This is a genomic window from Pseudomonas abietaniphila, assembly GCF_900100795.1.
Taxonomy (GTDB): domain Bacteria; phylum Pseudomonadota; class Gammaproteobacteria; order Pseudomonadales; family Pseudomonadaceae; genus Aquipseudomonas; species Aquipseudomonas abietaniphila.
Map to the genome: position 1 here is coordinate 65,856 of NZ_FNCO01000003.1, position 20,058 is coordinate 85,913.

Annotated in this window: 15 protein-coding genes; 4 read left to right on the forward strand and 11 right to left on the reverse strand. The window is 60.5% G+C overall.

Features of this window, described 5'->3' with window-relative positions:
* Positions 1-918: a phasin family protein gene (locus tag BLS87_RS07150; RefSeq protein WP_074751529.1), complete on the forward strand. Its 918-nt coding sequence runs from the start codon at positions 1-3 to the stop codon at positions 916-918.
* Between the two features lie 199 nt (positions 919-1,117).
* On the opposite strand, the gene BLS87_RS07155 is transcribed toward BLS87_RS07150, so the two are convergent.
* The 10 genes from BLS87_RS07155 to BLS87_RS07200 all read right to left on the reverse strand — a co-directional run bounded on the left by BLS87_RS07155 (position 1,118) and on the right by BLS87_RS07200 (position 14,583).
* Positions 1,118-1,732 (reverse strand): TetR/AcrR family transcriptional regulator, encoded by a 615-nt coding sequence (locus tag BLS87_RS07155; protein WP_074751531.1) that lies wholly within the window; start codon positions 1,730-1,732, stop codon positions 1,118-1,120.
* Between the two features lie 193 nt (positions 1,733-1,925).
* Positions 1,926-3,608, reverse strand: coding sequence for a class II poly(R)-hydroxyalkanoic acid synthase (phaC, locus tag BLS87_RS07160; RefSeq protein ID WP_074751533.1), 1,683 nt, complete (start codon positions 3,606-3,608; stop codon positions 1,926-1,928).
* Between the two features lie 170 nt (positions 3,609-3,778).
* Positions 3,779-4,633: a poly(3-hydroxyalkanoate) depolymerase gene (gene phaZ / locus BLS87_RS07165; RefSeq protein WP_062379246.1), complete on the reverse strand. Its 855-nt coding sequence runs from the start codon at positions 4,631-4,633 to the stop codon at positions 3,779-3,781.
* 248 nt (positions 4,634-4,881) lie between these two features.
* A complete protein-coding gene (gene phaC / locus BLS87_RS07170) occupies positions 4,882-6,561 on the reverse strand; it encodes a class II poly(R)-hydroxyalkanoic acid synthase (protein WP_074751535.1) in 1,680 nt (559 codons plus the stop codon).
* Between the two features lie 352 nt (positions 6,562-6,913).
* Positions 6,914-7,291 (reverse strand): gamma-butyrobetaine hydroxylase family protein, encoded by a 378-nt coding sequence (locus BLS87_RS07175; protein WP_074751537.1) that lies wholly within the window; start codon positions 7,289-7,291, stop codon positions 6,914-6,916.
* Positions 7,292-7,465: 174 nt separating this feature from the next.
* Entirely contained in the window at positions 7,466-8,803 is a 1,338-nt protein-coding gene (hslU, locus tag BLS87_RS07180) for an ATP-dependent protease ATPase subunit HslU (RefSeq protein WP_074752161.1), read from the reverse strand.
* Between the two features lie 68 nt (positions 8,804-8,871).
* Positions 8,872-9,402: an ATP-dependent protease subunit HslV gene (gene hslV, locus BLS87_RS07185; protein WP_074751539.1), complete on the reverse strand. Its 531-nt coding sequence runs from the start codon at positions 9,400-9,402 to the stop codon at positions 8,872-8,874.
* Positions 9,403-9,643: 241 nt separating this feature from the next.
* Positions 9,644-10,336, reverse strand: a complete 693-nt coding sequence (locus BLS87_RS07190; RefSeq protein ID WP_074751541.1) for an SPOR domain-containing protein — start codon at positions 10,334-10,336, stop codon at positions 9,644-9,646.
* Position 10,337: 1 nt separating this feature from the next.
* Positions 10,338-12,083: an arginine--tRNA ligase gene (gene argS, locus BLS87_RS07195; protein ID WP_074751542.1), complete on the reverse strand. Its 1,746-nt coding sequence runs from the start codon at positions 12,081-12,083 to the stop codon at positions 10,338-10,340.
* A gap of 280 nt (positions 12,084-12,363) precedes the next feature.
* Entirely contained in the window at positions 12,364-14,583 is a 2,220-nt protein-coding gene (locus tag BLS87_RS07200) for a primosomal protein N' (protein WP_074751544.1), read from the reverse strand.
* A 168-nt stretch (positions 14,584-14,751) separates the two neighbouring features.
* On the opposite strand from BLS87_RS07200, the gene rpmE reads away from it, so the two are divergent.
* The 3 genes from rpmE (at position 14,752) to BLS87_RS07215 (ending at position 17,250) form a co-directional block, all read left to right on the forward strand.
* Positions 14,752-14,973 (forward strand): 50S ribosomal protein L31, encoded by a 222-nt coding sequence (gene rpmE / locus BLS87_RS07205; protein ID WP_062379238.1) that lies wholly within the window; start codon positions 14,752-14,754, stop codon positions 14,971-14,973.
* Between the two features lie 74 nt (positions 14,974-15,047).
* Positions 15,048-15,800, forward strand: a complete 753-nt coding sequence (locus tag BLS87_RS07210) for a thermonuclease family protein (RefSeq protein WP_074752162.1) — start codon at positions 15,048-15,050, stop codon at positions 15,798-15,800.
* Positions 15,801-15,981: 181 nt separating this feature from the next.
* A complete protein-coding gene (locus BLS87_RS07215; RefSeq protein ID WP_074751546.1) occupies positions 15,982-17,250 on the forward strand; it encodes a malic enzyme-like NAD(P)-binding protein in 1,269 nt (422 codons plus the stop codon).
* Between the two features lie 164 nt (positions 17,251-17,414).
* On the opposite strand, the gene BLS87_RS07220 is transcribed toward BLS87_RS07215, so the two are convergent.
* Complete coding sequence (locus BLS87_RS07220) at positions 17,415-19,889, reverse strand: penicillin-binding protein 1A (protein ID WP_425262209.1); 2,475 nt, start codon at positions 19,887-19,889, stop codon at positions 17,415-17,417.
* Positions 19,890-20,058 lie beyond the last annotated feature (169 nt).

Consider the following 20,058-nt stretch of genomic DNA (forward strand, 5'->3'; position numbering starts at 1 on the left):
ATGGCTGGCAAGAAGAAAACTGAAAAAGAAGGCAGCTCCTGGATTGGCGAGGTTGAAAAATACTCCCGCCAAATCTGGCTGGCTGGTTTAGGCGCTTACTCGAAGATCAGCAATGACGGCAGTAAGCTTTTCGAAACGCTGGTGAAAGACGGCGAAAAAGCCGAGAAGGAAACCAAGGCGACCGTTGGCAAGACGGTAGACACCGCCAAGGCTTCCACCAAATCCCGTGTCGGCGATGTGAAAGACCTGGCACTGGGCAAATGGGGCGAGCTGGAAGGGGCTTTCGACAAGCGCCTGAACAGCGCGATTTCCCGTCTGGGTGTTCCGAGCCGCAACGAAGTCAAAGCCCTGCACAGCAAGGTCGATCTGTTGACCAGGCAAATCGAGAAGCTGACCGGTGCATCGGTCACCCCCATCTCGAAAACCGCAGCGGCCAAACCTGCAGCCAAACCGGCGGCAAAAACCACCGCCAAGCCGCTGGCTAAAGCAGCCGCCAAGCCGGTAGCGAAAGCGGCGAGCACCGTGGCGAAGAAAACCGCAGCGGCCAAACCCGCAGTGGCCAAGGCCGCGACCAAACCGGTAGCAGCAGCGTCGAAAGCCGCAGCGTCTACCGCCGCCAAAGCGAAAACGGTGGCTGCGAAACCGGCCGCCAAGCCCGCACCGAAGGCCGCTGCGAAACCGGCTGCCAAGCCTGCGGCGAAACCGGTAGCTGCGGCGAAACCTGCAGCCCAGCCAGCCGCAAAACCCGCCGCCGCGAAGAAGCCGGCTGCAGCCAAAAAGCCTGCCGCTGCCAAACCCGCCGCAGCGCCGACTCCGGCTCCTGCTGCCAGCGCTACACCCACCGCGTCAGCACCGTCGGCTCCGGCCGCTACCCCGTCGCCAGCCTCCACGGCGTCGACACCGTCCAGCCAATCCTGATTCCCGGCTGGCGACACCGAAGCCCGATCTGTGAAAGCAGGTCGGGTTTTTTATCGGGTGCCATGATTAGGATGCGCTGCGAATCTGTGGGAGTGAGCTTGCTCACGAAGAGGCCGGCACAGTCACGTATTTGCAGCGTCTGAATGTCCATCTTCGCGAGCAAGCTCGCTCCCACAGTTTAAGGACGTCACGGCTAACTTCAATCCTCCAGATAGTGCAACGCCAGCTGCTCGGCCGCATGCCGTGCGCCGGGTTTAAGGTGCGGCGCGACCAGCATCATGATCTGGTAAACCACCACGCGTGTTTCACCTTCGCGATCCAGAATGCGCTGGTAATCCAGGGAGAACAGCAGCGTCATGGTGATCTGTTCCACCAATTGCCCCAGCGCCTGCGTGTCGCTGGTGACCTGGCCTTCGGCTTTGAGGCGAGCCAGCAACGAGGCGAGGGTGCGTTTGATCGAGTTGAGCAGATTCCGGATGCCGCGAGCGAGTTTGGGCAGTCGGCTGGCAAGGTTCGACAGGTCCTGGAACAGAAAGCGATAGTGCGACAGGCGCTCGACGATCAGGTGCAGGAACAGCCAGTAATCTTCGGCGTCCAGACGTGCATCGGCCGGTGGATCGAGCAGCGGTGCCAGTTCGTGCTGAAAACGCTCGAACAGCTCCATCACCAACGGCTCCTTGCCGTGAAAGTGGTAGTAGAGGTTGCCCGGGCTGATCTCCAGTTCGTTGGCAATTTCCAGGGTTGAAACGTTGGGTTCGCCCTGTTGATTGAACAGCAGCAGGGCGCATTCGAGTATGCGGTCGCGGGTTTTCATCCAGTCTTCTTAATCAGTGTTCATGGCGAACTGTAGGAGCGTGGCTTGTCTCTGGGCCGCATCCGGACGATCTGCCGGGCACCGGCAGCAAATCCGGCGACCGCCATGTTCCGGCGTTGCGCAGCGTCTGAGTTTGCGGGTGCTGCGCACCCGATCGCGGGACAAGCCGCGCTCCTACAGGTTTTGCAAATATTCAACGGACACGCACATACGTACCCGGCGCAGCTTCCATCGGCGGGTAATTCTGGTTACCCAGCGCCGTCAGGGTTTCACGCTGCGCCCCGGACCGCTCCTGAACCCAGCTCAGCCAGCTTGGCCACCAACTGCCATCGGTGCGTTGGGCGTCGTAATACCAGGCGCGTGGGTCGCTGCTCAGTTTGCCGTTCTCGACAAAATTGGCCTTCGGGTGACCCGGTGGATTGAGAATGCTTTGGACGTGCCCGCTGTTGGAGAGCAGAAAACGGCGATCGCCACCCAGCAGCAACGTCGAGCGATAGACCACGTCCCAGGGCGTGATGTGATCGTTGATGCCCGCCACGCTGAAGCTGTCCACGGTGACCTTCTGCAGGTCGATGGGCGTGCCGCAGACCTCAAGGCCGCCAGGGTGTGTCAGCGGGTTGTGCTTGAAGAAGTCCAGCAGGTCGCCGTGCAACGCGGCGGGCAGACGCGTGCTGTCGTTGTTCCAGTAGAGAATGTCGAACGGCGGCGGCGCCTTGCCCAGCAAGTAATTGTTGACCCAGTAAGACCAGATCAGATCGTTGGGACGCATCCAGGCGAATACCTTGGCCATGTCACGCCCGTCCAGTACCCCGCGCTGATAGGAGCGACGCTTGGCCGCTTCCAGCGTCTGCTCATCAATGAACAGCGTCGCCGGGCTCTCGATCTGGCTGTCCAGCAAACTCACCAGATACGTCGCGCTCGACACCCGACGCATCTGCCGTTTGGCCTGCAAATGCCCCTGCAACGCAGCGATGGTCAGACCGCCCGCGCAGGCACCCATCAGGTTGACCTCGCGCGCACCGGTGATGGCGCGGCACACGTTCATCGCTTCTTCGGCGGCTTCAACGTAACTGGACAGCCCCCATTCACGGTGTCGCACATCCGGGTTGCGCCAACTGATGATGAAGGTCTGCAACCCGTTTTTCAGCGCGTACTGGACGAAGCTGTTGGTCGGGCTCAAGTCGAAAATGTAGTACTTGTTGATTTGCGGCGGCACGATCAGCAGCGGGCGCGCGTACTGCTTTTCGCTCATGGGCTTGTACTGGATCAACTCCAGCAGCTCGTTGCGAAACACCACGGCACCGGGCGTTACCGCCAGCGTGCGGCCAATCTCGAACGCATCCTTGGTGGTCTGGCTGGGCAGGCCATTGTTGTGCATGAAGTCGTCGAGCATGTGGCTCAGGCCTTTCACCACGCTGGTGCCGCCTGAGTTGAACAGCTCTTTTACCGCCAGGGGATTGAGCAGGCTGTTGGTCGGCGCGAGGGCGTCGTTGAGCAGGGCAAAGATGAACTGCGCCCGGGAGCGATCATCGTCGGACAGTTCACTGTCGTCGATCCAGTGACGCACCTGGTGCTGCCAGCTCAAATAGGCCTGCAGCCCACGGCGGTAGAGTGGATTGTGGGTCCATGTCGGATCGCTGAAGCGTGTGTCGTTAGGGTGCGGCTGATGCGGCGTGTCGCCTAGCATCACACGCCCCAGCTGCCCACCGAGCGCCAGCGCATGACGCGCTGTGTAGACCGGGTGCTTGAGGCCTTGCAGCGCCACGTTGCGCAAGGTCGAAAACAGGTCCCTGCCCCGCAGGCCGGTGATCGCACTCTGCGCGTTGATGTAGGTCGCAGGCGTTGTATAAGGACTCTTCGCCGGTTTATCTCGCATGGATCAACACTCCTTCGTCAGACCATCAGCACATACACCTGCGCAGGCGACGAAGTGATCCGTTGCCCGCGCCACCCTGCACCTTGGCAATCCCGCTGACAGTGCAGTCAATGAAGCGATTTCTTTTTTTAAAGCACGAACGCCAGCCAGTCCCGACAAATCCTTTGGGGTTATCGCACGATAGGTGCGGGTTGAGGATGCATGACGGCACGTTGCCGTTCTTGCTGGAGGAACTTCATGATGATGGGCGCCACGGCCTCGGCCCGAGTGATCAAAAACAAATGACCATCATCGATTATGTGTAGCTGGGCATTGGGTATCCGCCAGGCCAGCAGTCGCATGTTGATCAGCGGAATCAATGGGTCATCGTCACCGGCGAGCACCAGCGTGGGCTGCCGGATCTTGTGCAACCAGTGAATGCTGGTCCAGCCCATGCCGGCGAAGAGCTGCCAGTAATAACCCAGCTTTCCGGACGAGCGGACCTTGGCCGCGTGGTTCGCGGCCAGGTGTGGATCGCGACGGAACGCGCCTCCGTAGATTTCCGGTGCGATGCGAATCACGTGAGACGGCTGGATGTAGCGCCGCGGGCTGGCCATCAACCACAGCACCTTCGGCTTGCCCGGCACCATCACGGCGCCTGCTGCGGTGGCGGCAAGCACGAGCTTTTTACAGCGCTCGGGGTAGTCGTGCGCGAACTGCTGAGCCAGCGCACCGCCCCATGACACGCCAATCGCATTGACCTGACCATAGTCCAGATAGTCCAGCATACGCGCCGCCAGTCTGGCCAGGCCGGGAAAGCGGTAAGGGCGACTGGGCGTCGATGAGCCGCCGACACCCGGCACATCGAAGGCGATGACCTCAAGGTCCGGGTCCAGTGCGTCGACGAAGGGAAACACCAGCTCCAGGTTGGCGCCGATGCCGTTGAAAATCAGTAGCGGCGTGAGATGACTCTTGCCGGGGCGCACCGCGGTGCGGATGTTGTGGCCATCCAGATCGATGGTGCGAAATACAAACGGTTGCGGCATGCGCGAAGCCCTGTGGGTTAAACGCCGGTAATGCTGTCCTGCGCGTTTTCCGGTCCTGAAACCGCCTGGGCGGCTCCTGTGTGTTCGATGCTTGCCGTTCCATCTACAACGCATGCCCCTGTAGGAGCGCGCTTGCCCGCGATGGCTTAAGGTCTGACACCACAACTGTGCCTGACACACCGTAATCGCGGGCGAGCGCGCTCCTACGCCCTGCGGGCAGAATCAAAAGCGCATCGCCGCTTTGAAATCTATCGCTCGTGAACATACGTTCCCGGCGACGCCTCGCCCGCCGGATACGCCTTGTTACCCAGTGTAGCGGGGGATTTTTTCAGTTTGCCGGAGCGCTCGGCCTGCCAGGCCTGCCAGTGCAGCCACCAGGAATCCGTGTGCTTGGTCGCGTCTTCCTGCCAGCGGTTGGCATCGTCCGGCATCTCAGGGTTGGTCATGAACCGCGCCTTCGGGTTGCCCGGCGGGTTCAGGATGCTCTGGATATGCCCGCTGTTGGACAGCACGAACTCGGTCTTGCCGCCAAACAACCTGGCCGACTTGTAGCACGACACCCACGGTGTGATGTGATCATTGGTGCCGGCCAGACAGAAGACGTCACTTTTGACCTGCTTCAAATCGATCGGCGTGCCGCAGACTTCCAGCGCGTTGGGGCGAACCAGCGGATTGTTCTTGAACATCTCGATCAAGTCACCATGAAACGCGGCGGGCAGACGGGTGGTGTCGTTGTTCCAGAACAGGATGTCGAACACGGGCGGCTCGTTGCCCAGCAGATAATTGTTCACCCAATAGTTCCAGATCAAGTCGTTGGGGCGCATCCAGGCGAACACCTTCGCCATGTCTTTGCCCTCCAGCACGCCTGCCTGATACGAATGGCGCTTGGCCGATTCCAGCGTCTGTTCGTCAACGAACAGAGCGACCTGCGTGTCCAGGGTGGTGTCGAGCACGCTCACCAGCAGGGTCAGCGCGTTGACCTTCTGCTCGCCGAGGGCTGCGTAATGGCCCAGCAATGCGGTGCAGGTGATGCCGCCGGAACACGCGCCCAGCATGTTCACGTCTTTGCTGCCGGTGATCTTGCAGACCACGTCCACGGCTTCTTTCACGGCGTCGATGTAGGTCGACAGGCCCCATTCACGTTGGGCCTTGGTCGGGTTGCGCCAACTGATGATGAACGTCTGCACGTTGTTGCGCAGGCAGAAGCGGGCCAGGCTTTTGTCCGGGCTCAGGTCGAACACGTAGAATTTGTTGATCTGCGGTGGCACCACCAACAGCGGTCGCTCAAACACCTGCTCGGTGATCGGCTTGTACTGGATCAGCTCCAGCACGTCGTTGCGAAACACCACCACGCCATCGGTGGTCCCCAGGTTCTTGCCGACTTCGAATGCGTCCATGTTGACCTGGCTCGGCATGCCGCCGTTGTTCACCAGGTCTTTGGCCAAATGTGACAAGCCGTCGAGAATGCTTTTGCCGCCGGTTTCGAAAAAGCGTTTGACCGCGGCCGGGTTGGCCGCGCCATTGGTGGGCGACATCGCTTCGGTCATCAGGGTAATCACGAAGTGGCCCCGGCTGATGTCTTGAGCGGACAGGCTGCTGTCGTCGATCCAGTCGTGCAGTTCCTTGCGCCAGGCGAGGTAGGTCTGCAGGTAGCGACGGTAGAGCGGGTTCTGGCTCCAGGCCGGGTCGACAAAGCGACGGTCGTCGCTGTCAGGCGTGAGCGTGGATTTGCCGAGCAGGACGTTTTTGAGTTCGAGTCCGAAGTGGGCCACGTGCTTGGCGCTGTGGAACGGTTGCCTGATGGCCTGAGTCAATACCATGCGTGCCGTGGTGAGCAAATCCTTGCGCCTCAGGCCTACCACAGGGTTCAGCCCCAAGGTGTGTTCAGAGGCTTGACGCGGCAGATCATCATTACTCTTGTTACTCATCTACGACGCTCCATTGTCCTGAGACGAGCACTGACGTCCCTGTGAAAACACGTCACGGGCAAACGCCAGCACTGCTCTCGGGTGACCGATGATTAACACAACAGGTGTGAACGCTTACGCCAGGCACCGATTTTTTGGGGGTGCTGCAAGCGACGGCTACGAACATCACCGACAGGCTTCTGCAACGACTCCGATGCAGATGGCTTGCCAGAATCATTGGTTACGCGAGATTTCAAAAAATCGCAAGCAGGGTCAGTCATTGACCGCTGCGCGGGACATTGAAGCAAATGGAATTAGAAAGTGCGTCCTAAAACGCCAGTCGGTCGTCCAGCACCCGGGCTAGAGCGCTGGCTTAAAGCATCAGTCGAATGACTTGCTCGGAAGGGTCGCGGGATTTGCCTGCAGCTTTGAGCTCGGCCAAATAGTCGTCCCACAGCTGCGCCTGACGTTGCGCCAGTTGCTCAAGGTACTCCCACGTGAACAGTCCGCTGTCATGACCGTCGTCGAAGGTCAGTTTTAGTGCGTACTGACCGGCCGGTTCTATCTTGCTGAGGCCGACACCCAGCTTGCCGAATTGAAGAATCGGATTGCCATGGCCCTGAACCTCGGCGGAAGGCGAATGCACCCGCAAAAATTCGGCAGCGAGGTGGTATTCCTCATCCGGGCCGTATTTCAGGCTGAGGATCTTCGAGGCTTTGTGAAGCTGGATTGCGGTGGGGATGCGGGTCATAGACATTCGCGCCTTGCGCAGGAGTTGTAGGAGCCGGCTTGCTGGCGCACGCCACACCACAGCCGATATCGTAGGCAGACTCATCTGCAGCATTCGCCAGCAAGCCGGCTCCTACAGGAGATCTGCGTCCAGCCCGAATAGTAGCGGCTGGACAGACCTCGTGGTGGCGTGCGGTTAGAGAATGTAACGCGACAAGTCTTCGTCTTCTGCCAGCTCGCCCAGATGGCTGTTGACGTATTCGGCGTCGATCTGGATCGTTCCGGTGTCTTGCGAAGTCGCCAGGTCGCCCGCGCTGAAAGAGACTTCTTCCAGCAGTCGCTCCAGCAGGGTGTGCAGACGACGGGCACCGATATTCTCGGTCTTTTCGTTGACCTGCCAGGCGATTTCCGCCAGACGCTTGATGCCTTCGGGCATGAACTCGATGTTCAGGCCTTCGGTTTTCAGCAGCTCGCGGTATTGCTCGGTCAGGGACGCGTGTGGCTCGCTCAGAATGCGTTCGAAATCCTGCGGGCTCAGTGCCTTGAGCTCTACGCGGATCGGCAGACGACCTTGCAGTTCAGGCACCAGATCGCTCGGCTTGCTCAAGTGGAACGCGCCGGAAGCGATGAAAAGGATGTGGTCAGTCTTGACCATGCCCAGCTTGGTGTTGACGGTGCAGCCTTCGATCAGGGGCAGCAGGTCACGCTGTACACCTTCGCGAGACACGTCGGCGCCGCCGACGTTGCCACGCTTGGCCACCTTGTCGATCTCGTCGATGAACACGATGCCGTGCTGTTCGACCGCTTCCAGCGCCTTGCCCTTGAGCTCTTCGTCATTGACCAGACGGCTCGCTTCTTCGTCGCGGACCATCTTCAGCGCGTCCTTGACCTTCAGCTTGCGGCTCTTCTTTTTGCCCTTGCCCATGTTGGCGAACAGGCTTTGCAGCTGGTTGGTCATCTCTTCCATACCGGGCGGCGCGGATATGTCGACGCCGCCCATTTCGGCGACTTCGATTTCGATTTCCTTGTCGTCCAGCTGGCCTTCTCGCAGGCGCTTGCGGAACAGCTGGCGCGTGTTGGAGTCGGTGCTCGAGGACGCGTCCTCGTTGAAACCTACGCGTGCCGGCGGCAGCAGGGCGTCGAGAATGCGGTCTTCGGCAGCGTCTTCGGCGCGATGACGCACCTTGGTCATTTCCTGTTCGCGCAGCAGTTTCATGGCGGCGTCGGCCAGATCACGAATGATCGACTCGACATCACGGCCCACATAACCGACTTCGGTGAACTTGGTCGCTTCGACCTTGATGAACGGCGCGTTGGCGAGCTTCGCCAGGCGACGGGCGATTTCGGTTTTACCGACACCGGTCGGGCCGATCATCAGAATGTTTTTCGGGGTGACTTCAACGCGCAGCTCTTCTGGCAGCTGCATCCGGCGCCAGCGGTTGCGCAGCGCGATGGCGACGGCGCGTTTGGCATCGTCCTGGCCGATGATATGGCGATTGAGTTCGTGGACGATTTCACGGGGAGTCATGGACATGGTTTTCAACGGTCCTCGGTCGTGGATGAGTTCAGCGGGCCGCGATGAATTGCGGCCTGCGGCAGGACTCATTCAGCGAGGTCCTGCTCCTCAATGGTGATGTGGTGGTTGGTGAATACGCAGATGTCGCCCGCGATGTGCAGGGCCGTCTCGGCGATTTCACGCGCCGACAGTTCGGTTTTCAGCAGCAGGGCGCGCGCGGCGGCCTGGGCGAACGCACCGCCGGAACCCATGGCGATCAGGCCGTCCTCGGGTTCTACGACGTCACCGTTACCGGTGATGATCAGCGAGGCATCTTTGTTGGCAACGGCCAACATGGCTTCCAGGCGGCTGAGGGAACGGTCGGTCCGCCAGTCTTTCGCCAGCTCGACGGCCGCGCGGACAAGGTGGCCCTGGTGTTTTTCCAGCTGCGCTTCGAAGCGTTCGAACAGGGTGAAGGCGTCGGCAGTGGCGCCTGCGAAACCGGCGATGACCTGACCGTGATAAAGACGGCGGACTTTTTTGGCGTTGCCTTTCATGACGGTGTTGCCGAGGGAAACCTGGCCGTCACCCGCCATAACGACTTTGCCTTGGCGGCGCACTGAAACGATGGTGGTCAAGGGGAGAGTCTCCACGCTGCGGGGCGAAAATGCCCTGATGGAAACTCATATGGGGGTGGGGGCGGGTATTTCAACTGCTGGAGGGGTTGGGGGATGAATGGCAGCTGTTGATAAGCGCAGGATGCCGCATCTCCCTGTAGGAGCGCGCTTGCCCGCGAAGGCGTCGTGTCAGACGGCGTATTCGTTTATGACACACCGCATTAGCGGGCAAGCGCGCTCCTACATCGGAATGCGCAGGTTCTTAACGGCTCTGACGCTGTTGCAACAAAAGGTTACTGAACCCACCACCGGCCAACTGCTTCTGCGCCGTGGTCAGTTGCTCGCGGTTGCTGAACGGTCCCACCAGCACGCGGTACCAGGTTTCATCCTTGACCGTGCCCGACTCAACCGTCGCGGCCTGGCCCAGCAGAATGATCTGCGCACGTACCTTGTCGGCGTCGGCCTGCTTGCGGAACGAACCCGCCTGCAGGAAGAACGTCGTCACGGGCGCTGGTTTGGTGACCGGTGGCGCCGGTGGGGGCGTCAGGCCACTGAGCGCCGCCTGAGCGCGCGCCGTGTCGATCTTCGCCGCCTGTTCAGGCGTAACCGGTGTCGTTGGCGCGACCACAGGAGGCGGTGTTTTTTCAGGCACCGCTTCGTTCGGGACAATGACTTCCGACTCAGGCAGCAAGGTATAGAAATCGTACTTCGGCTTGACCGGTGCGGTCGGGCTCGGCGGCGTTTTGTTCGCCTCGGCAATCTTCGCGGCCTTGGCCTCAGCCTTGTTGCGCTTGATGTCGTCGCCGCTGCCGGGCTCCAGTTTCATCAGGAAAACGATGAAGGCACCAACGGAAAGGCCGATCGCCAGCCACAGCCATCCCGGAATCGGCTTCTTCGCGGGTGCCTCGTACCGGCTGGCGCCGCGCTTGGGAGCAGGTTTCTTTTTGACTGCCAACTTACATACGCTCCAGAGTTTCCAGACCCAGCAATTGCAGGCCTTGCTTGAGGGTGCGGCCGGTCAGGTGCGCGAGGCGCAGACGGCTTTGCTGTTGCTCGGGGTTTTCCGCGTTCAGGATCGGGCAGTTCTCGTAGAAGCTGGAGAACAGACCGGCCAGGTCGTACAGGTAAGCGCACAGCACGTGCGGCGTACCTTTGTCGGCGACGTTGTTTACGGTTTCGCCGAACTGGGCCAGACGCGCCGCCAGGTCCTGCTCCTGAGGTGCGTCGAGGATGATCTGGCCGTTGCTTTCGTCGTACGCCTCGCCTTTCTCTTCCAGCTTGCGGAACACGCCGACCACGCGGGTGTAGGCGTACAGCAGGTAAGGCGCGGTGTTGCCCTCGAAGCTCAACATCTGATCGAAGTTGAAGCTGTAATCGCTGGCGCGGTGTTTCGACAAGTCGGCGTATTTGACGGCGCTGATGCCCACGGCCTTGGCGATGGTGCGCAGTTCGTCTTCGGCGACTTCCGGGTTTTTCTCTTTCACCAGCACGTAGGCGCGTTCTTCGGCTTCGTCCAGCAGGTCGACCAGTTTGACGGTGCCGCCATCGCGGGTCTTGAACGGACGGCCATCGGCGCCGTTCATGGTGCCAAAGCCCATGTGCTCCATCTGCATGCCGTTGGTCACGAAGCCTGCGCGACGCGCGACTTCGAACACTTGCTGGAAGTGCAAGGCCTGACGCTGATCGACGAAGTACAGCGCGCGGTCGGCTTTCAGGACGTTGCTGCGGTAGCGCACGGCCGCCAAGTCAGTGGTCGCATACAGATACCCGCCGCCGGCTTTCTGCACGATCACGGGCAGCGGTGTGCCTTCAGCGGTTTTGAATTCTTCAAGGAATACGCACTGAGCGCCATTGCTCTCGACCAGCAGCCCGGCTTTCTTCAGGTCGGCGACGACATTGGCCAGGTCGTCGTTGTAGGCGCTTTCGCCCATCACGTCCTTCGGCGTCAGTTTGACGTTCAGGCGTTCGTACACTTCCTGACAGTGCGACAGCGAGATGTCCTTGAAGCGGGTCCACAGCTTCAGGCATTCAGGATCGCCCGCTTGCAGCTTGACCACCAGGCCACGCGCGCGCTCGGCGAAGTCTTCGGATTCGTCGAAACGGCCTTTGGCGGCGCGGTAGAAGTTTTCCAGGTCCGACAGCTCGTCGCTGGTGGCCGGGGTTTCTTGCAGGTAGGCCAGCAGCATGCCGAACTGAGTACCCCAGTCGCCGACGTGGTTCTGACGAATGACGGTGTCACCGAGGAACTCGAGAACACTGGCCACGCCGTCGCCAATGATGGTCGAACGCAGGTGGCCGACGTGCATCTCTTTGGCCAGGTTCGGCGCCGACAGATCAACCACGACGCGCTGCGCAGGACCGTTCTTGCGCACCGACAGTGTGGCGTCGGCCAGCGCGGCATCGAGGCGCGAGGCCAGGGCCTGGGTGTTCTGGAAGAAATTGAGGAAGCCCGGACCTGCGATATCGACCTTGCTGATCTGCTCGTCGGCAGGCAGCGCAGCAACGATTTTCTCAGCCAGATCGCGAGGCTTCATGCCTGCGGGCTTGGCCAGCATCATGGCGATATTGCTGGCGAAATCGCCGTTTTTCTTGTCCTTGGCGTTTTCCACCTGAATCGCCGGCGTCAGCCCTTCCGGCAAGACGCCTTCGGTGACGAGTTGGCTCAGAGCTTGTTGAATCAGCTGGCGAATGGTGTCTTTCATGGTGCTCTCTTTCGACCGCAAGCGCGGCAGCGCTCGATGCGCGGGTGGAAAAACTGGGCATTATCCGTTGCCGGAGCCACCTTGCCAACCGCGATGGATGCACGGTTGTGATTTTGGTCGCGACCGTAATCACGTGTAGGAGCGTGGCTTGTCCCGCGATCGGCTGCGTAGCAGTCGTCAACCTGCGCACCTCGGCTTATTCTGACGGACTGCATTCACAGGGTTTGCTGCCGCTGCGCGCCAGATCGCGGGACAAGCCGCGCTCCTACAGGAACCGTGATCAATAAAGATCCACCGGATCGACATCCAGCGACCACCGAACCTGTCGCCCGCTCGGCATGTTTTCAAGGGCCAGCAGCCAGGTCGCCAACAGCTTGTGCAATGGCGCGCGGGCGCTGGCCTGGACCAGCAATTGCGCGCGGTATCGACCGGCACGGCGTTCCATGGGAGCCGGAACCGGGCCCAACAGTTCAATTCCACCCAGTGCCATTTCCTTCAACAGGTGCTCCGCTTCCGTGCAGGCTTCGTCGAGAAATCCCTCAGCCTGACCCGGCTTGTGCGCTTCGGCGCGCAACAACGCCAAGTGCGAAAATGGCGGCAATCCGGCAGCACGGCGTTCACTCAAGGCTTGTTCGGCAAAGGCGAAATAACCCTGCTCGGTGAGCTGAATCAGCAGAGGATGCTCGGCCAGGTGCGTCTGAATGATCACCTTGCCCGGTTCTTCCGCGCGCCCGGCCCGGCCCGCCACCTGCACGATCAGTTGCGCCATCCGTTCGCTGGCCCGGAAGTCACCGGAGAACAAACCGCCGTCGGCATCCAGAATCGACACCAGCGTCACGCGCGGGAAATGATGCCCTTTGGCAAGCATCTGCGTGCCGACCAGAATGCACGGCTGGCCCTTTTGAATCGTCGCGAACAGCTGATTCATCGCGTCTTTGCGTGACGTGCTGTCGCGGTCGACGCGCAGCACGGGATAGTCGGGGAACAGAATCGCCAGCCGCTCTTCGGCGCGCTCGGTGCCCGCGCCCACCGGCCGCAGATCGACTTTGCCGCAGGCGGGGCAATTGCGAGGCACGCGCTCGACATGGCCGCAATGGTGGCAGCGCAGCTCGCCGGAGCGCTGATGAACGGTCATGCGCGCGTCGCAACGGTTGCATTCCGACAGCCAGCCACAGTCATGGCACAGCAATGTTGGCGCAAACCCTCGGCGGTTGAGGAAGACCAGCACCTGTTGGCCTGCCGCGAGTGTCTGGCCGATAGCTTGCTGCATCGGGCCGGAGATTGCGCTGTCCAGCGGACGGCTCTTCACGTCCAGCCGCAGGAAGCGGGGCTGTTGGGCGCCACCGGCACGCTGGTTCAGGTGCAGGAGGGCGTACCTGCCGGTGTAGGCGTTGTGCAGGCTTTCCAGCGAAGGCGTGGCGGAGCCCAGCACAATCGGGATGTCTTCCTGCCGCGCGCGCACCAGCGCCAGGTCGCGGGCGTGATACCGCAGGCCTTCTTGCTGTTTATAAGAGCCGTCGTGTTCTTCGTCGATGATGATCAGGCCGGGGTTTTTCATCGGCGTGAACAACGCAGAGCGGGTTCCGATAATGATGTCGGCCTCGCCATCACGCGCCGCCAGCCAGGCATCCAGACGGTCGCGGTCGTTCACGGCCGAATGCAGCAGGGCGATGCGCGCGTTGAAGCGCTGCTCGAAACGGGCGAGTGTCTGCGGGCCGAGATTGATCTCGGGGATCAATACCAACGCCTGCTTTCCGGCTTCCAGCGTCTCGCGGATCAGTTGCAGGTAGACCTCGGTCTTGCCGCTGCCGGTCACGCCGGCCAGCAGCGAGGCGTGAAAGCTGCCAAAGCCCGAACGTATTGCCTCGTAGGCCGCGCGCTGTTCCGTGTTCAGTGCCAGTTCCGGCTGCGCCAGCCAGTGCTCGTGTCGCGCCACAGGGGCGTGGCCGCGCACTTCAACCGTCACCAACTCCTTGGCCAGCAGCAGGTTCAGGCTGTCCCGGTTCAGCATCAGCTTGCTCAACAATTGATGAGCAACACCGTGAGGATGTTGCGCCAGCGTCCTGAGCGCTTCTTTCTGTTTGGGCGCTCGGGCGATGCGCGGGTCATCCACGCTGGCACCTTCTGCGGCCTGCCAGAAGCGTTCCTGACGCGCCTCGGCCGGTTCGCCCTGACGCAGCAGCACGGGCAGCGCCCAGCTCAACGTGTCGCCGAGGCTGTGCTGGTAGTACTGAGCCGTCCAGAGGCAGAGCTTGAAGAGCGAGGGCGGCAGCGGGGCTTCCTGGTCCAGGAGGGCGATCGCGGGTTTTAATTTGTCAGCGGGTACTTCACTGTGATCAGTGACTTCCACGAGAATCCCGATCATTTCCCGGCGGCCAAACGGGACCCTCAGGCGCATGCCAGGCTGCAGAGCGCCAGGAGCGACTCCGGCAGGAGCGCGGTAATCGAACAGACGACGCAGGGGCGAGGGCAGGGCGAGGCGCAGAATGGCGTCGGGCACGCGTGGGATTTCCTGTTACGGAGTATGACCAAGGGCGCGATCTTAGCAGACGACCGGCATTAACGTTCCCTTGCGTCATTTGCAAGCTCTGTTAATATGCGCGGCCTAATTCCGTGCGGTATTCAACAATAGTGTTGGGTGGCGGCACGCTAGCCTGAGGAAATACCGATGAAAGCTGATATCCATCCAGTTTACGAAGACGTCGTTGCGACCTGCAGCTGCGGCAACGTCATCCACACCCGTTCGAACCTGGCCAAGCCGCTGAGCCTGGACGTGTGCAACGAGTGCCACCCGTTCTACACCGGTAAGCAAAAGACTCTGGACGTTGGCGGCCGCGTCGACAAGTTCAAGTCGCGTTTCGGTGCGTTCGGCGCAACCAAAGCGAAGTAAGAGTGGCCATTCTGGATCGCTCCCCGAGCTACTCCAGGCTGCTCAAAAAGGCGTCCCTTGCGGGCGCCTTTTTTATGTCTACGATTTGGCTCCCTGCGGCTCAGGCGCTGTGCCCGATGCCGGATTCCTTGCCCGTGGCACAGGTGCAGCGCGTGGTCGACGGCGACACGCTGCGCCTGAGCGATGGGCGCAGCGTGCGCATGATCGGCCTCAATGCGCCAGAAACTGGCAAAAAAGGTCAGTCTGCCCAGCCGTTCGCTGAAGCGGCCAAGCGTCGGCTGCAAACCTTGGTCGATGACAGCGGCGGTCAGGTCAGTCTGCGTGTCGGTGAACAGGCCACCGATCATTACGGACGCACCCTGGCCAATGTCTATGGCCGCAATGGCGCCAATCTCGAAGCACAATTGCTGGCCGAAGGGCTCGGTTACTTGGTCGCGGTGTCGCCCAACGTCGCGCTGGTCAATTGCCAGCAGGCGGCGGAGAAAACGGCTCGTCAGACGGGGCTCGGCGTGTGGCGCAACTCACCGGTGCAATCGCCGGATCAGATCAATACCGGTGGCTTTGCCGTGGTGTCCGGGCAGGTCACGAACGTGCAGCGCAACGGCGGCGGGATCTGGATCGAGTTCTCGGACGCGCTGGTGCTGCGCATCGCCCCGGACCTGGTGAAGCAGTTCGACACGGCTGCGCTTTTACGCCTAAAAGGGCAGAGCATTGAAGCGCGGGGCTGGATTGTGGATCGCTCTCGTCGCGGCGGGCTGAAATCAGGTCAGGCGAGATGGATGATGCCAATCACGCATCCTGCCATGTTGAATACAAGTATTAATTAAATTTGTAGACAATATGCAGATCGTATTGTCTTCACTGTAGGCCTTGTATTTCGCGGCTCTACGCTGAAAGTCGTAGATGCGACCTCTTGACACAGCTGACTCGCCAGTCTTGTTAGGACTTTGTGACTTGCGTATGCTCGTTCGTCCGTCTGTCCAACAGCAAAAAAAGCGGAATGCCCACATGTCAGATTTGAAAACTGCCGCTCTCGACTATCACGCCAATCCTCGTCCAGGGAAACTGAGCGTCGAACTCACCAAAGCCACCGCGACAGCTCGCGATCTGTCACTGGCGTACAGCCCGGGCGTCGCTGAGCCGGTGCGTGAAATCGCACGCGATCCTGAACTCGCTTACAAGTACACCGGTAAAGGCAACCTGGTCGCGGTCATCTCCGATGGCACTGCGATCCTCGGCCTGGGCAACCTCGGTCCATTGGCTTCCAAGCCAGTCATGGAAGGTAAAGGTGTACTGTTCAAGCGCTTCGCTGGCATCGACGTGTTCGACATCGAAGTCGATTCGGAAAGCCCGCAGGCCTTCATCGACACGGTCAAACGCATTTCCATCACCTTCGGCGGCATCAACCTGGAAGACATCAAGGCACCTGAGTGCTTCGAGATCGAAAAGGCGCTGATCGAGCAGTGCGACATTCCTGTGTTCCACGATGACCAGCACGGCACCGCGATCGTGACCGCAGCCGGCATGATCAACGCACTGGAAATCGCTGGTAAAACCCTTGAGCAGGCAAAGATTGTCTGCCTGGGCGCCGGTGCTGCAGCCATCTCCTGCATGAAGCTGCTGGTGAGCATGGGTGCGAAGATCGAAAACATCTTCATGATCGACCGTAACGGCGTGGTTCACTCCGGCCGTACCGACCTGAACCAGTACAAAGCGCAGTTCGCTCATGCGACTGACAAGCGCACCCTGGCGGATGCCCTTGATGGTGCTGACGTGTTCGTAGGGCTGTCCGGTCCTAACCTGCTGAGCGCTGAAGGCCTGAAGTCCATGGCCGCCAACCCGATCGTGTTCGCGTGCTCGAACCCTGATCCGGAAATCTCGCCGGAGCTGGCTCACGCCACTCGCGACGACGTGATCATGGCAACCGGTCGTTCGGATTACCCGAACCAGGTCAACAACGTGCTGGGCTTCCCGTTCATCTTCCGCGGTGCACTGGACGTTCGCGCCAAGCGCATCAACGAAGAAATGAAGATCGCTGCAGCCAACGCTCTGCGTGAACTGGCCAAGCTGCCGGTGCCTCAGGAAGTCTGTGACGCCTACGGTGGCATCAAGCTGGAATTCGGCCGTGAATACATCATTCCGAAGCCAATGGATGCACGCCTGCTGGGTCTGATCTCCGATGCGGTTGCCAAGGCCGCTATCGCGACCGGCGTAGCCACTCAGCCGTACCCGAAACATTACCCGCTGAAAAGCGTGGATGAAGTGTTTAACGGCTGATAGCTGAGCAACAAACAAAAAGCCCTGCACAGATGCAGGGCTTTTTTGTGGGTCTTGGGTTTTGCTTCGACTGTAGGAGTGAGCTTGCTCGCGATTGCGATACGCCAGTCACCTCGCAGGTGTCTGGCATGCCTTCATCGTGAGCAAGCGCCCTTCTACAGCGATCAGAACAGATCGATCGGCGCTGACTCATCGGCAGGCAGCGGGCTGCCAGGTGCCGGGCTGCCGTTCAGCTCGTTCACGCTTGGCGGGGTGTCTTCGCTCTTGAACAGCTCGAAGAACGCGCCTGCCGTGCTTGGCGTGGCCGAGCGACCGCTGACCGGGTCGATGCGCAGACTGAGGATGCCGTCAGGCTCGGCCTGCACATGCGGTGGCTTGTCCTTGAGCGCGGCGCTCATGTAGCTCATCCAGATAGGCAGCGCAACGGTGCCGCCGAACTCATGGCGACCGAGGCTTTCGGGCTGATCGAAGCCCGTCCAGACCGTGGTCACGTAATCGGCGTTATAGCCCGAGAACCACGCATCCTTCGAGTCGTTGGTCGTACCGGTCTTGCCCGCAATGTCCGGACGGTTCATCGACAGCGCGCGTCGGCCAGTCCCGCGCTTGATCACATCCTGCAGCATGCTGTTGAGGATGTAAGTCGTGCGACCGTCCACGATGCGTGGTGCAACGGCAGGCGCAGGTGGTGCGCCGCTGGTGTCCAGCGCATTCGGGGCTGTATTGGCAGTCAGGGCGGGTGTTTCCGGTGCGGCGAAGGTCGAGGCATCGCTGACTGCCGCCTCGCTGACCTCTTTCGGGTTGGGATCGTTGGCCGGCACGGTGGGCGGGTTGGCGACGAACAGCGTCTTGCCTTCGCGATCCTCGATCTTGTCGATCAGGTAGGGGCTGATCTTGTAACCGCCGTTGGCGAAGGTGCTCCAGCCGCTGACGATTTCCATGGGCGTCAGCGTCGCGGTGCCCAGTGCCAGCGAAAGGTTAGGCGGCAGGTCGGCCTTGTTGAAGCCGAAACGGGTGATGTAGTTGATCGCGGTGTTGACGCCCAGGCTCTGCAGCAGGCGGATCGACACAAGGTTGCGCGACTTGTACAACGCCTCACGCAGACGAATCGGCCCCAGGAACGTGCCGTTGTCGTTCTTCGGACGCCAGACCTTGTCGACGGCTTCGTCGACGAACACGATCGGTGCATCGTTCACCAGGCTCGCGGCGGTGTAGCCGTTGTCCAGGGCGGCCGAATAAAGGAACGGCTTGAAGCTCGACCCCGGCTGACGCTTGGCCTGCATGGCGCGGTTGTAGTTGCTCTGTTCGAAGGCAAAGCCACCGACCAGCGCGCGAATCGCACCGTTGCGCGGATCCAGCGACACCAGTGCGCTCTGAGCGAGCGGAATCTGGCTGAACTTGAGCGAGTTGTCCGGCTGACGCTGGAGGCGCACCAGGTCGCCAACGTGAGCGACGTCTGACGGCTGCTTCGGATTCGGGCCAACGCTGTTGGTGTTCAGGAAGGCCTTCGCCCACTTCATGCTGTCCCAGGCAACGGTTTCTTCTTTCTCGCCATTGCGTGTCAGCACGTGGATGCCGTTCTTGTCGACCTGGCTGACGATGGCCGGCTCAAGACCGCTGATCGGACGCTGCTTGGTCAGTTCTTGTGCCCAGCCATCGCGGGTCAGGCCCGGGAAGCGGCTTTCAGGCCCGCGATAGCCATGGCGCTGGTCGTATTCGATCAGGCCATCCTGCACGGCCTTGTTGGCGTCTTCCTGAAGATTGCTTGGCACGGTAGTGGTGACGCGGAAGCCTTCTGTGTAGGCTTCGCTGCCGTAACGGCCGACCATTTCGGCGCGGGCCATTTCGGCGATGTACGGCGCGTTCACTTCAGGGCTCTGAACGTGGTAGCTGGCGTTGATCGGCTCGGCCAGTGCTGTCTGGTAGGTGTTCTGGTCGATCTTGCCCAGCTTGAACATGCGCCCCAGAATCCAGTCGCGACGCTCTTTTGCGCGCACCGGGTTGGCCAGTGGGTTGAATCGTGACGGTGCTTTGGGCAGGCCTGCGATCATCGCCATCTGCGCAACGCTCAGGTCGCGAATGGATTTACCGTAATAAACCTGTGCGGCGGCCTCGATACCATAAGCCCTGTTGCCCAGGTAGATCTTGTTGACGTAGAGCTCGAGAATCTCGTCCTTCGTAAGTTGGCGCTCGATTTGCAAGGCCAGAAGAATCTCGGTGGTTTTCCGTGAGAAGCTGCGCTCGCTGGTCAGGAAGTAGTTTTTGGCGACCTGCATGGTGATGGTCGAGCCGCCGGACTGAATATGACCGCTCTTGATCAGCTGGGTAGCGGCGCGCATCAGGCTGCTGGGGTCCACGCCGTAGTGGTTGGCGAAGTTGTCGTCTTCGGCGGACAGCAGGGCGTGAATGAAATTAGGTGGAATATCGGCGAAACGGATGGGAGAACGGCGCATTTCACCGAACTCCGCAATCAGCTTGCCATCGCTGCTGAACACGCGCAGCGGGATTTGCAGCTGAATATTGCGCAGCGCATCGACCGAAGGCAGGTTCGGCGACAGGTAAAGGAAGGCGCCGCTCAAACCGAGCAGTAGCCCGCAGACGATAGCGACAAAGGACCACCAGAAAAACTTCAGCAGGCGTATCAAGGCTTTTGGATTTCCAGAAAAAAGAATGGGTTAAGCGCAGGCATTTACAAATGAACACGCCTTGAAGCTTTGCTACACGAAAAAAACGCTGGGCATTATAAGCATTTTTCGTCGCCGAGCGTTATTTGCGCTACTGTCAAGGCTGCCGACAGTGGCGTTGGACATA

What these genes read in the sequence shown, in the direction of transcription:
- BLS87_RS07150 (WP_074751529.1), top strand. Translation starts at nt 1, where the DNA reads ATGGCTGGCAAGAAGAAAACTGAAAAAGAAGGCAGCTCCTGGATTGGC.
- BLS87_RS07155 (WP_074751531.1), bottom strand. Translation starts at nt 1,732, where the DNA reads ATGAAAACCCGCGACCGCATACTCGAATGCGCCCTGCTGCTGTTCAAT.
- phaC (WP_074751533.1), bottom strand. Translation starts at nt 3,608, where the DNA reads ATGCGAGATAAACCGGCGAAGAGTCCTTATACAACGCCTGCGACCTAC.
- phaZ (WP_062379246.1), bottom strand. Translation starts at nt 4,633, where the DNA reads ATGCCGCAACCGTTTGTATTTCGCACCATCGATCTGGATGGCCACAAC.
- phaC (WP_074751535.1), bottom strand. Translation starts at nt 6,561, where the DNA reads ATGAGTAACAAGAGTAATGATGATCTGCCGCGTCAAGCCTCTGAACAC.
- BLS87_RS07175 (WP_074751537.1), bottom strand. Translation starts at nt 7,291, where the DNA reads ATGACCCGCATCCCCACCGCAATCCAGCTTCACAAAGCCTCGAAGATC.
- hslU (WP_074752161.1), bottom strand. Translation starts at nt 8,803, where the DNA reads ATGTCCATGACTCCCCGTGAAATCGTCCACGAACTCAATCGCCATATC.
- argS (WP_074751542.1), bottom strand. Translation starts at nt 12,083, where the DNA reads ATGAAAGACACCATTCGCCAGCTGATTCAACAAGCTCTGAGCCAACTC.
- rpmE (WP_062379238.1), top strand. Translation starts at nt 14,752, where the DNA reads ATGAAAGCTGATATCCATCCAGTTTACGAAGACGTCGTTGCGACCTGC.
- BLS87_RS07210 (WP_074752162.1), top strand. Translation starts at nt 15,048, where the DNA reads ATGTCTACGATTTGGCTCCCTGCGGCTCAGGCGCTGTGCCCGATGCCG.
- BLS87_RS07215 (WP_074751546.1), top strand. Translation starts at nt 15,982, where the DNA reads ATGTCAGATTTGAAAACTGCCGCTCTCGACTATCACGCCAATCCTCGT.